Annotated in this window: 15 protein-coding genes and 1 tRNA gene; 11 read left to right on the top strand and 5 right to left on the bottom strand. The window is 21.0% G+C overall.

What is annotated here, in order from left to right:
* Nucleotides 1–901: hypothetical protein (locus tag VAMP_RS02885; RefSeq protein WP_213349032.1), on the bottom strand; the 901-nt coding region annotated here is incomplete at its 3' end.
* Between the two features lie 250 nt (nt 902–1,151).
* Between VAMP_RS02885 and VAMP_RS02880 the strand changes: the two genes are divergently transcribed.
* On the top strand, nt 1,152–2,603 hold the full coding sequence (locus tag VAMP_RS02880; protein ID WP_213349030.1) for a hypothetical protein: 1,452 nt from the start codon (nt 1,152–1,154) through the stop codon (nt 2,601–2,603).
* A 10-nt stretch (nt 2,604–2,613) separates the two neighbouring features.
* On the opposite strand, the gene ligA is transcribed toward VAMP_RS02880, so the two are convergent.
* The 3 genes from ligA to trxA form a co-directional block, all read right to left on the bottom strand.
* Nucleotides 2,614–4,734 (bottom strand): NAD-dependent DNA ligase LigA, encoded by a 2,121-nt coding sequence (ligA, locus tag VAMP_RS07040; protein WP_213349028.1) that lies wholly within the window; start codon nt 4,732–4,734, stop codon nt 2,614–2,616.
* Nucleotides 4,735–4,837: 103 nt separating this feature from the next.
* Complete coding sequence (locus VAMP_RS02870) at nt 4,838–5,698, bottom strand: calcium:cation antiporter family protein (RefSeq protein WP_213349025.1); 861 nt, start codon at nt 5,696–5,698, stop codon at nt 4,838–4,840.
* A gap of 117 nt (nt 5,699–5,815) precedes the next feature.
* The gene (gene trxA, locus VAMP_RS06695) at nt 5,816–6,145 is read right to left on the bottom strand and encodes a thioredoxin (protein ID WP_213349023.1); all 330 of its coding nucleotides are present in this window, start codon (nt 6,143–6,145) and stop codon (nt 5,816–5,818) included.
* A gap of 298 nt (nt 6,146–6,443) precedes the next feature.
* Between trxA and rpsL the strand changes: the two genes are divergently transcribed.
* From rpsL to def, 9 genes are all read left to right on the top strand, one after another.
* Entirely contained in the window at nt 6,444–6,860 is a 417-nt protein-coding gene (gene rpsL, locus VAMP_RS02860; protein ID WP_213349021.1) for a 30S ribosomal protein S12, read from the top strand.
* A gap of 33 nt (nt 6,861–6,893) precedes the next feature.
* The gene (gene rpsG, locus VAMP_RS02855; protein WP_213349019.1) at nt 6,894–7,364 is read left to right on the top strand and encodes a 30S ribosomal protein S7; all 471 of its coding nucleotides are present in this window, start codon (nt 6,894–6,896) and stop codon (nt 7,362–7,364) included.
* A gap of 33 nt (nt 7,365–7,397) precedes the next feature.
* On the top strand, nt 7,398–7,652 hold the full coding sequence (locus VAMP_RS02850; RefSeq protein ID WP_213349017.1) for a hypothetical protein: 255 nt from the start codon (nt 7,398–7,400) through the stop codon (nt 7,650–7,652).
* A gap of 18 nt (nt 7,653–7,670) precedes the next feature.
* Nucleotides 7,671–7,805, top strand: coding sequence for a hypothetical protein (locus tag VAMP_RS06690; protein WP_275052393.1), 135 nt, complete (start codon nt 7,671–7,673; stop codon nt 7,803–7,805).
* 32 nt (nt 7,806–7,837) lie between these two features.
* Nucleotides 7,838–8,218 carry a 50S ribosomal protein L19 gene (locus tag VAMP_RS02845; RefSeq protein ID WP_213349015.1) on the top strand — a complete coding sequence of 127 codons (381 nt, stop codon included), beginning with the start codon at nt 7,838–7,840 and terminating at the stop codon, nt 8,216–8,218.
* 35 nt (nt 8,219–8,253) lie between these two features.
* Nucleotides 8,254–8,853: a 50S ribosomal protein L25 gene (locus tag VAMP_RS02840; protein WP_213349013.1), complete on the top strand. Its 600-nt coding sequence runs from the start codon at nt 8,254–8,256 to the stop codon at nt 8,851–8,853.
* Nucleotides 8,854–8,896: 43 nt separating this feature from the next.
* Nucleotides 8,897–9,091, top strand: a complete 195-nt coding sequence (gene rpmB / locus VAMP_RS06685) for a 50S ribosomal protein L28 (protein WP_213349011.1) — start codon at nt 8,897–8,899, stop codon at nt 9,089–9,091.
* Nucleotides 9,092–9,168: 77 nt separating this feature from the next.
* Nucleotides 9,169–9,241, top strand: a tRNA-Lys gene (locus VAMP_RS02830).
* Nucleotides 9,242–9,451: 210 nt separating this feature from the next.
* Nucleotides 9,452–9,988 (top strand): peptide deformylase, encoded by a 537-nt coding sequence (gene def / locus VAMP_RS02825; RefSeq protein ID WP_213349009.1) that lies wholly within the window; start codon nt 9,452–9,454, stop codon nt 9,986–9,988.
* 79 nt (nt 9,989–10,067) lie between these two features.
* Here the strand turns inward: def and VAMP_RS02820 are convergent, their stop codons facing one another.
* Nucleotides 10,068–10,433 carry a magnetosome magnetite crystal formation protein family gene (locus VAMP_RS02820; RefSeq protein ID WP_213349007.1) on the bottom strand — a complete coding sequence of 122 codons (366 nt, stop codon included), beginning with the start codon at nt 10,431–10,433 and terminating at the stop codon, nt 10,068–10,070.
* A 298-nt stretch (nt 10,434–10,731) separates the two neighbouring features.
* On the opposite strand from VAMP_RS02820, the gene VAMP_RS07035 reads away from it, so the two are divergent.
* Nucleotides 10,732–12,327: a DEAD/DEAH box helicase gene (locus VAMP_RS07035; RefSeq protein WP_213349005.1), complete on the top strand. Its 1,596-nt coding sequence runs from the start codon at nt 10,732–10,734 to the stop codon at nt 12,325–12,327.
* The last annotated feature ends 10 nt before the right edge of the window (nt 12,328–12,337 follow it).

Raw genomic sequence — 12,337 nt, 5'->3', positions numbered from 1 at the left:
CATCTCAAATTCATAATCATTTATCTCATACTTGATAAGTTTGTGTAGTAGATAAATTTGTAACTGCTTGCTCTTCAATTCAATCTAAATCATCATCATATTGAATTCATCTTGAAAAAATTCAAGAGATTCACAAAATATTTTCCAATCTAGTTTGAGATATTGAACTATTATTTCTAATAATAGTAGGTAATCAAGTAAATGTTATATTACCTCAAGTAAAAGAAGATATTTCACTATTTATACTTTTATTACCTGTAAAATCATAAGTTATAAATTCTTCTATATCACCATCTACCTTTCATCATACAAATCAAGCTCAATAAGTACTATCATAAATTAATCATATAGGCAAATTTCAGTTAGTATGATTTTCTACTTGAAAATTATGTTGAAATTCTGTTAAATTTATATCATATATATTTGAATATTTTCCAAATCCAGCAGTCAAAGTAAAATAGTTATCTTCACTAATATCTTTATATTTATATTTTATTTGTCAATGTATACTATGTGGATTTTCATTACATTCAGTATATAATCATCAAGTAAAATAATTTATAAAAACATTATTATTAGTGTTATTAATATTTTTCCAAGCATTAAATGTTTTTTCATCTATAGGATATACATTATTTCATCTCATAGGATTAAAATAAAATCATCTTAATTGTTTATTGCAATCTCTATCTTTTGTTCCTAATTTTATTTTTTTAGTATTATTAATTGCTTCATAATTAAGCAACAAAACATATCACATAAATTCATTATCTTGAGTAAAATGAACTTGATGCAAACGATCTCTAAAAGGATTACTAAAAGGTAATTTTATATAAAATAAAGCATTTCATATTCAATGAATAAATAATATACTTAATAATATAATTAATAATTTTTTCATTATTATGTTTTAATATATAAAATATTAAACAAATCAATTATAATATTTATTGTTTATTTGTCAATAAAATTAGAATTATTTTTTGTCAATATAAAATTAGTGTTTATTTATAGTAAATATAATTAATTTTTGGGGATTGTTTAGATATTATATTTTTATTTTTTATAAAATATGCTATATTTTTTGACTTTATGTCAATAAATATATATAATATATTAATTTTAAATAGTATTAAAAATAAAAATAAAAAATGAATAAAAATTATTCAGATCATATATGTGATAAGGATACTTTTGAACATATTTTAAGTTCAAAGAATTCTTTTGTTTTACGAAAAAATATATTTCAAAATAAAGAAATGATAAGTTCTAATTTTGAATATTTTTTTGAATCCTTGGGAAATTTAGATTTGGAAAATAAAAATAAAAGTAAAATTATTTCTACAATATATAAAGATAAAGAAATACCAAATAATATTTTTTATTGATATTTTGCAGATAAATTTTTTGGAAATATAAAAGATTTTAACAAAATTTCTTTTGAACTAAAAGATTATAATAGTGAAGTAAATCTTATTAAAGATAATAATGTTATTCATTATATAAAATCTTTTTTGATAAAATATAATAATTATTCATTCAAATATATTTGGGAACCTTTTTTTATATCTTTTTTGGTCAAAGAATTGAAAATTGAAGTAGATAATATTACTTGGAAAAAAATAAAATTTTTTATGCTTTTTTTAGTAGCACAAAATTATAATCAATATATTTATTTTTTTGAATTTTTTAATAAGTTAGAAACTTTCAAAAGATGAAAAACTTTTGATCTATTAAAAATTTGGTGATTTTGGTTTATAACTTTTCCAATATTTTTATTAATTTTTTCAATATTTTTACCTTTATGAGTTTTTATTTCTTTTTTGTTATTGATTTTTTGATTTATATACAAAATAGTAAAGGATATACATTCCAAAACTGTTTACAAAGTAAATTTTGATATAGGTTTTAATATTTTGGCTTCATTTTCTTTTTTTGCATTTTTATGAGGTTCATTTTTTTTGACAAATTTTGATGCATACAAATCTTGATATGAAAAGTTTAATGAATTTATAAATTTAATGACTGCAGTAAATACTGCTGATGTTTTATGATGAGTTTCAAATAAAGCAGATTCTATAAGTTGAATGCCTGATAAAGAAACGGATCTTTTTGATAAAGTTTGACATAATTATTTATATAATAAAACTTATTATGAATATAATAATATAAATCATTCTGAAAATATTCAAGATACTCAAGATATTGAAACAGATAAATCTAGTGTATGTGAAAAATTGAATTCTGATGAAAAAAAACATTCTGTTTCAGAAGAAATATTTGAAGAAAAAAAAGATATATTTTATTTTCAATGAAAAGAAGAAAAAATATCTAAATGAGTTTATATATATAATTTATTGGAAAAAATTTATATAAAACACAATTTGAATAAAAAAATAAATCTAAATAAATCACAAAAACATTTTTTATTTCAAGAAATTTTGAAAGATTATGTCTTATTAAATTTAAACTATTTTAGAGAAAATAGTATTTCCAAAAATTCTTGGAGTATGAATTATTTAGATTTACCAAATTATATGCCTGATGGTTTTGTTATAAATATGTGAGAATTAGAAAAAATTTTTCTATCTAAATTAAATTAAAAAACATTTGTTATAAATTGTATTTAGTATACAAATCATCCAATGAAATTGTTTTTATTCATTCTTTTTTAGCTTTTTGTAATTTTGATCATCATCATTTTCATACAATCAAAAAATCTAATTTGGAACTTACTTGAGACAAAAATTCAGCTCCGTTATTTTCCAAGATTTTTATTATTTCATCTCTTTTTATATCAAAACTTCAAGTAATACAAAATTTAATTCAAGATAATTTGGAATCCAAAATTGATTTTTGATTATAAAAATTATTTAAAACAACTCAAACTTTTTCTAATTCATACAAAATTTGTAAATTTTCTTGATTTTCAAAAGTTTGTTTTAGACTAAAAATTATTTTATCACCTATTCAATGAATATTAGATAAAAAAGTTTGATCAGTAAGATATTTTATTAATTTTTGATGATTAAATTTTGAAATATCAATATTGTTATATTTTAAATCTTCATAAATACTATTTTCTAATATTTTTGAAGTTTTTTTACCAACAAATTTTATTCATAATCAATTTATAAATCTTCGTAAAAAAGTTTTTTTACTATTTTCTATTTTTTCCAAAATATCATTAATTCTTTTTTCTCATAGAAGTGGTAAAGATTTCAAGTAATTTATTTTATCTTTAAGATAATATAAATCTGCATAATGTTTTATAAATCAATTATCAACTAACATATAAATCAATTTTTCTCATATACCATCTATATCTAAACAATTTTTGCTAACAAAATGCACTATTTTTTCTTTGATAACAGAAGGACAATTAATATTACTACAATAATAATTAACATCAGTATCAACTTTGATAATTTTACTATCACAAATAGGACATAAATTTGGTGCTAAAATTTCTTTTTCATTTCAATCTCTTTTTTCTTTAATTACTCATACAATGTATGGAATTACTTCTCAACTTCTTTGTATCCAAACATTATCTCATATTTTTATATCTTTTTGAGAAATAAAATCCCAATTATGTAAACTTACTCTGGAAATATTAACTCCCGATAAATTTACTGTTTGCAAAATCGCAACAGGATTAATACTTGCACTACGAGAAACATTTAATTCTACATCCAAAATTTTAGTAACAATTTGTTTTGCTGGAAATTTATAAGCTATTGCCCATCTAGGATGATGATTAGTTTCTCATAATTTTTTGCGAAAATTTATTTGATTTACTTTTATTACAATACCATCAAATTCTATATTTTGATTTTCAAAATAATTTTTAGTTTTAATATCTTGACAAATATTAACTAAATCTTGAATATTATCAGTAATTTTTAACCAATCATAAACTGTAAATCATAAATTTTTTAAAAAAATGAAAATATCTTTTTGTGTTTTAATTTTATCAAAAATAATTTCTGAAGAAATATAAGTAAGTTCATAAATAAAACATACAAGTTTTCTATCTGCTACAACTTGTGGATCAAGTTGTCTCAAAGTTCAAGTAGCAGCATTTCTAGGATTTGCAAAAAGTGATTTTCATTCTTTTTCTCTTTTTTTATTTAATTTATTGAAAGAAGATTTTGGCATTACTATTTCTCATCTTAATATTATATAAGAAATATTTTTAGCATTTTTTAAATATAATGGAACAGTTTCTATAACTTTTATGTTTTCAGTAATATCTTCTCATACAAATCAATCTCATCTAGTTATAGCTTTTTCAAATACTCAATTTTTGTATATTAATTCTACACTACTTCCGTCAAATTTTGGTTCCAAACTATAATTAAATTCAGTATTTAACCTTTTTTTTATAAACTTATCTTTTTCAAATAAATCTTTTGTGTCATAAGCATTTTCCAAACTAAGCATAGGAAAATCATGATTATATGTTTTGTAAGAATTTTGTATTTGACCTACTAATCTTTGTGTAGGACTATTTGGAGAAATAATATCTTGATTTTCTTTTTCAATTTTTTTTAATAAATCAAAAAGTAAATCATATTGATAATCAGAAATACTAGGAGTATTGTAAATATAATAAAGATTATTGTGATAAATTAAAACTTCTATCAAATTTTGATAATAATCAAATGTATTTTCTATATAATCGCAATTAAGAAATTTTTGTGTTAATTCTTCTATATCATTATTTATCATTATAAATTGTAATATTTATTAATTAAATAATATATTTTGTAAAAAATAATTATACTTTATATAAAAAAAACCTTGATTAAATCAAGAATTTTTTGTTTTTTTATTAAATTATTCAAATAATTATTCAAACAACAATTCATATAATAGCAAGCCATATATTTGTAATACTTGATACAAGTATATTTTCAAATGATGCAAGAATTTTTTGTCTTTTTAATAATGAAATTATAGATTTAAACTCTGGCCAACTAGTAAGAAATGAAAGAACAAAAAATCAAATAATTCATTTACTAACAGCAGATACTTCGGAAGTAAATTCCAATACAGGTCATAAATAATATCAACTAATTAATAATACAATAAAAGCTAATACTAAATATATATTTGATATTTTATTTCAAGTTTCTTCATCTTCTTTTTGTTGTATATCTTGATTATCATATTTTTTGCTAAAAAAATATATACTAAAAACAAGTCATATTATTGCCCAATAAATATAATAATTTTCTGGGATTACAAAAAAAGATATTGCAAGTAATGCCAATATTAAAAATCAAATAGTAAAAAATAATTTATATCAAAATTTTTTAAAATTTATAATTTTCCAAAACAAAATAATAGCCAAAATTAATAATAATGGATTCATAATATTTGATCATAGTGGTGTACTAGATGCAAATAAAATATCTCAACTTATTAATCAAATTAATACTACCAAAGCTTCAGGTCAATTAGTAATAAATCAACTTATTTTTCATATTCATTTTTTATCTTTCAAAATTTCAAGCATAAGTTCTATACTAAATCATACAAAAAACATAAGAACAATAATTAAAATAGCTCATCAAAAAGAATATAAAATATTTCATCATAAAAATAATGAAGATAAAGTAAAAAACAAAATAACAGCAGTCCAAGATATTATATCAAGTTTAGATAATGAATTATATAATATATTTTTCATATATTTTCTTATTTATTAAGTATAAAAATAATCTAAAAACATAAATTTAAGACAAAAAATAGTATATAAAAATTACTTTTTTAATATACTATTTATTATATAATTGTATATACTAATTTATTTTAAATTATCAAGTAGAGATCTTATTCAATCTAAATTTGCACCTATTATAGGATTTTGAAATATGTTTCCATCCTTGAAAACTATAATAGTAGGGATACTCATAATACCAAATTCTCAAGCATATTTTTGATTTTCATCAACATTAACTTTTGCGAATATAACTTGTCATGCATATTCCAATGAAAGATTTTCAAAAGCTGGAGCAAATTGTTTACAAGGTCAACACCATGGAGCCCAAAAATCAACTATTACTGGAACTTCACTTTTTAATACTTTTTCTTCAAAATCTGAATCTGTAACTTCTATAAGATTTATTCAAGTCATAATTATTATATATTTAATTAATTAAAAATATTAAACTTACAATTTTTTTATTGTAAGAATGAATTATATATAAAAAAAATACCATACAAATCAACTAATAAATTATATAAAAAATTAAATTAATTTTAAGTTTTTTTAAAAAATTGATATATATACTAATTTTTTAAAAAAACATTAAATTGGTCTTGAAATTTTATTAAAATTATTTATAGTGTAAATTGTTACTCAAAAAATAGTATATTTAAATTATATATGTTTAGATATTGAGTATTTTATAATATAAATAAATATTTTCATTATGCCTACTATGAATCAGCTTATTAGAAAATGAAGAAAAAGTAAGAAAAATGTTTCAAAAGCTCCTGCTTTTCAGTATGGTATAAATACTGTTGTTTGAACAAAAAAAACTTTTTATTCTTCTCCATTTAAGAGAGGAGTATGTGTGAAGGTTACTGTTGCATCTCCTAAAAAACCTAATTCAGCACAAAGAAAAATAGCTAAAGTTAGATTGTCAAATGGTCAAGAAGTTATAGCTTATATACCTTGAGAAAAGCATTCTTTACAAGAACATAGTGTAGTTTTAGTTAGATGAGGTAGAGTAAAAGATTTGCCTTGAGTTAAATATCATATAGTTAGATGAGCTTATGACTTATCTTGAGTTGAAAATAGGAAAACATCAAGGTCTAAATATTGAGCAAAAAGACCTAAAAATTAAATTAGATTTATTTAGTAATTTATTTTTAAACTTATGTCTACAAAATTTAAAAAAAGTGCACCATTTTCTATACCTTCTACTAATCCAAAAATTGAAAAGTTTATAAATCATATTATGAAGGATTGAAAAAAGACGGTTGCTAGAAAGATTTTTTATGATGCATTAGATGAAATAAAGAAGAATTGACATATGAATCCATATGCCGTTTGGGAAGTAGCTATAGAAAATGCATCTCCAAATGTTATGATAAAGTCAAAAAGAATTTGATGAGCTGTTTATCAAGTTCCACTTGAAGTTAAAACTTCAAAAAAGTTTTTTTATTCTACAAAATGGTTACTTAGTTATTCTAGGGCTAAAAAATGAGTTCCTATGTATAAATCTCTGGCTGAAGAATTGTTGGCAGCTTATTCTAATCAAGGTTCAGCAGTTAAGAAAAAAGAGGATACACATAAAATGGCAGATGCTAATAAAGCTTATGCATATTTAGCAAAATATGTTAAGTAGTTTATTTTTAGTAAATTAATTTATTTAATAGTTATGTGAAATTGTAAGAGAGGTAGGTATAATCATGTTTTGCAAAATTTAAATAGACAAAGATCTAAATCATGAAGTAAGTATTCAAAATCTGTTGATTCTTATATTAATTTATTGAAAAGAGAAAAAAATGAATGAGAAACTAAGTGGATTGTAGATGCAAAAAAAAGATCTATCAATAAATTAAATAAGTATTGAATTTCAATGGATTATGTTAAAGGTGTTGCTGAAAAAAGAAATTTAAAAGATTTATTCTAGTAAAATAAAAGTATTAAAATGAGTAGATTAAGAACAAATTGAAGAAAAAAAATGAATAAGGCATTATGTAGAGTTGAAAAAGTTGTTATAATGCAGATTAGAAGACAAATTGAGCAACAGAAAAAATGGAAAGCTCAAATTATGAGGAAATAGTTTAAATATTTATTAATTTAAATTAGTTATATATGAATTTTGATAGATTAAAAAAAATAAGTGAAGAGAGTTGATATTCTAATTTGAATCTTAAACCAGGTCAATATATTGAGTTGAGTGAGCAAATTTGAGAGGGTACAAATAAAAGAATATGGAAATTTAAATGAGTTATTTTGAAGGTAAAAAGAAAGTGACTTCATGATTGAACTTTTACTATAAGATGAAAGTCAACTTGAAATACTATAGAAAAAATTTATCCTCTATCTTATACTTGATTTCAAAAAGTAGTAGTTTTGGATCAATATAAAGTAAGAAGATCTAAATTGTATTATTTGAGAAATAAAATATGAAAACAAGCTAAACTTAAATCTATTTCTCCATCAAATAAATGAGTAAATCTTTTGGAAAAATAATTTTAAATAATTTTATAAATTAAATTTTTTGTTCGATGAATTTAGAAGTATCCAATAGAAATGTTTTTTGAAAATCTCTTTCATCTTATAGAAAAAAAGATAAAATACCTTGAATAGTTTATGGTAAACATTTATCTGAATCTGTTTCTATATTTTTTGATAGACTCCCATTTATTAAAATTTATGAAGAAAAAGGTTATTCTATGCCTATTAATTTAGTTTGAGATTGAATTAATGAATTAGTTCTTATTTATGATATCCAAGTTGATCCTGTTAAAAATTCAGTTTTGCATGTAGATTTTCATGCAGTAAAAGCTGATGAAAAAACAGAAGCTGAAGTGTCTATTGTTTTGGTTTGAGAAGCACCTGTTGAAAAACAATGATTATGAAAAATTGAGTTAGTGAAAGATTCAGTATTAGTAGAAGGTCTTCCAAATGATCTTCCTCAAAATATATCAGTTGATTTATCAAAAATGGAATCTATATGAGATTGAATCTTTGTTAAAGATTTGTTGATAGATAATAAAATTAGTATAAAAGATTCATTTGATTTACCAATTGTTGCGGTTGTTGAAATAGAAGATGAAAAAGATGAAGAAGAACTTGATGAAAGTGAAGAAGAAATTCAAAATTAAATATTAAAAAAATATATTATTTATAAATTAAATTTTTTATAATATGGCTAGAATATGTGAAGTATGTTGAAAATGAACTGCTGTGGGAAATAATAGATCTCATTCAAATAGAGCTACTAAAAGAAAATTTAAAGTTAATTTATTTAATAAAAAAATAAGATTAGCTGATGGTTTTGTTGTAAAAATAAAAATATGTTCTTCTTGTTATAAAAAACTTTCAGCAATGTGAAAAATATAAAAAATAATGAAAAATATCTTGATTTTTTTATTAAAATGATTATAATACATATTATCCAATTAGTTATTGGATATTGTGGGTCAGTAGCTCAGTTGGTAGAGCAACGGCCTTTTAAGCCGGTGGTCCAGGGTTCGAATCCCTGCTGACCCATTTTTTATTATATGGGTAAAATGTTTGGTAAATGTCTAAAAATTAAATAATAAGTTTTTTTTAAAATTCTTAATATATTATATTAATAATATATATTAAAATAATCTTATGATAATGAATTAATAATGTATTATAAATGATTTAAAAAAATGATATATACTTTTTGATATAAAAATATATATATTTATAATATTAATTTGATATTGAAGTATGAATAATAATTTTTTAATAAAAAAATATCCTCTACAAAAAGGAAAAAATAATACTATACTTAGAAATAAATCTGATGAAGTTGAAACTTTTGATAAAGAATTAACAAAATTTTGTTCAGAATTAAAAAAACTTATGTTTATATATGATTGAGTAGGTTTATCAGCTCCTCAAATTTGATTGAATACAAGAGTAGTCGCTATTTCTAGATGGAATATAAGATGAGATAAACGAACTTTTATTGAAGATTTAATATTAATTAATCCAATAATTACAAAGTTTTCAAGTTCAAAAAATGATGATATAGAATGATGTTTATCTCTTCCTTGAATAGAATGAATAGTTACTAGAAGTGACAAAATTAATGTTTCTTTTTATAATCCAAAATGAAAATTGATAAAAAAACAATTTGCAGGTATAGATGCTAGAATAGTTCAACATGAAGTTGATCACTTAAACTGAATATTATTTACTGATAAAATAAAAAATGGTAATAAATCTTGATTAGTTCTGGATAAGTTTGTTAATTTAACATAAAGGTTCTTTAATAAATTTAAGTGTATTAAAGTTATAAATATAGTGTTTAGAATAAATATAGTGTTTAGATAAGATAAATTTAAACTTTAAGAAATCTTATACTCAAAGGGTAGTGGTATGATTCTCATTTTAAGTGTTTTATTAATCATATAATTGAAAAAATAAATCAAAGAATGAATATTATTATTAATATAAATAATCATACCATAACAAATATTAATATTATTCATATAATTGAATATATTAAATAAGATATGAAAAAATTAAACATTCCATAAAAAGCTTCTACATCTTTTTTTGATAACTCTTTTTGTTTCGTTATGTAATATACTACTGCCAAAATTATTCACCATAATCAAAATATATTTCATACAAAAAATAAAATTCATCAAAGTTTAATATTTTCGCTATCTGTTCAATTATTTGTATTTTTTTCTTCTTCCATATTTTATTAATTTAATTAAGTAAACTAATTAATAGTTAGTAATTATTAAATATTTAAAATACAAGAGATTTTTTAATAATTGTGTGTTGGCAATTTTAAATTTGTCAGTATAATATTACTGATATCTCTGTTTTTTGTTTATATTTTAATGTTTTTGTTACATAATGTCTGTAATTCTCTATTGAAATTAATAAATAAAAGATTATAATGCAAATGTTTTTGGTAATATTTTTTCTTTTTGAAAAAAAAATATAGTTACTATTTTTTATTTAACAAAATTAACATAATCAAAATTAATATGAATATATTTGAAGAATATGGATTAAGTAAATGAACAATACAAATATTAGAACAAAAATGATTTAGTAAACCATCTCCTATACAAGAAGAAACTTGGCCAATATTGATTAAAAATGAAAAAGATTTAATTGGTCAAAGCCAAACTTGAAGTGGTAAAACTGCTGCATTTGGTATTCCTATAGTTGAGAATTTATTAAAAAACAAAAAATGAAAACATATAAAAGCTGTGGTATTATGTCCATCTAGAGAATTAGCTATACAAGTATGAAATGAAATAAATTCTTTTGTTTGAAAAAGAGATATAAGTGTATTTACTATATATTGATGACAATCATACATAAAAGAAAAAAGAAAAATTAAATCTTGAATTGATATATTAGTTGGTACTCCATGAAGAATTATTGATCATCTTAAAAATAAAGCTATTGATTTTTCCAAAATTGAATATTTTGTGCTTGATGAAGCTGATGAAATGTTAAATATGTGATTTATAGATGATATTGAAGAAATATTAAAAAATACTCCTACTGAAAAAAGAACTATATTATTTTCTGCAACAATGCCCAAAGCTATTATGAAAATTGCAACAAATTATATGCAAGAATTTGAAACTATTAAAGTTAAATCTAAAACACTTACGAGTGATACTGTAGAACAAAAATATTATTTAGTTAAACCTAGAGATAAATCTGAACTTTTGTATAGAATATTGGATATTGAGGTAGATTTTTATGGAATAGTTTTTTGTAGAACCAAAATTGATGTTGATGAACTTAATAGAAGTTTAAAACAAAAATGATATAATGCTGATTCTATTCATTGAGATATATCACAAAATCAAAGAGAAAAAGTTATATTAAATTTTAAAAAATGATATACTAAAATACTTATAGCAACTGATGTAGCTGCTAGAGGTCTTGATGTAAATAATTTAAGTCATGTAATTAATTATTCTATACCAGAAAATACAGAAGATTATACACACAGAATATGAAGAACATGAAGAGCTTGAAAAGATTGAATTGCAATTACATTTGTAACTCCACAAGATAGATACAAAATAAACAATATTATGAGAAAAACTAATTCTAAAATAATAAAAGAAGATATACCAGATATTAGTTATATAATGGATAGACAAAGGGAAAAACTTATAGAATGAATTTGAAATATTATTGATAAAAATAAATTTGAAGAAAATATTGATTTGGCAAAAGAACTTTTAAAATTGGATAAATCTGAAATTGTCGTTTCTTCATTAATTAGATTATTAATGAAAGACAAATTTGCAGAAAGAAAATATCAAGATATATCTGAACCTAAAGTTATAAATAGTAAATCATTTGATGACGATTGACAAGCAAGATTATTTGTAGCAATGTGAAAAAGTACTGGTAAGTCTCCAAAAGAAATTATAGATTATATTTGTGAATGATCTTGAGTAGATTCTAAAAATATTGATGATTTAAAAGTTCTTAATGATTTTAGTTTCATAACTGTTAATTCTGAAGACTCAAAAAAAATTATTAGATCTTTTTATACAAAATGAGATGGAGGAAGACCATTAGTTTCCAAAGCTAAAAAGAAAAAATAAATACATTTTA

Source organism: Candidatus Vampirococcus lugosii (assembly GCF_018420025.1).
In the GTDB taxonomy this organism is placed as follows: domain Bacteria; phylum Patescibacteriota; class Gracilibacteria; order Absconditabacterales; family Absconditicoccaceae; genus Vampirococcus; species Vampirococcus lugosii.
Note: the sequence above shows the minus strand (reverse complement) of the source record. Positions and strands in the feature narration are given on the sequence as shown.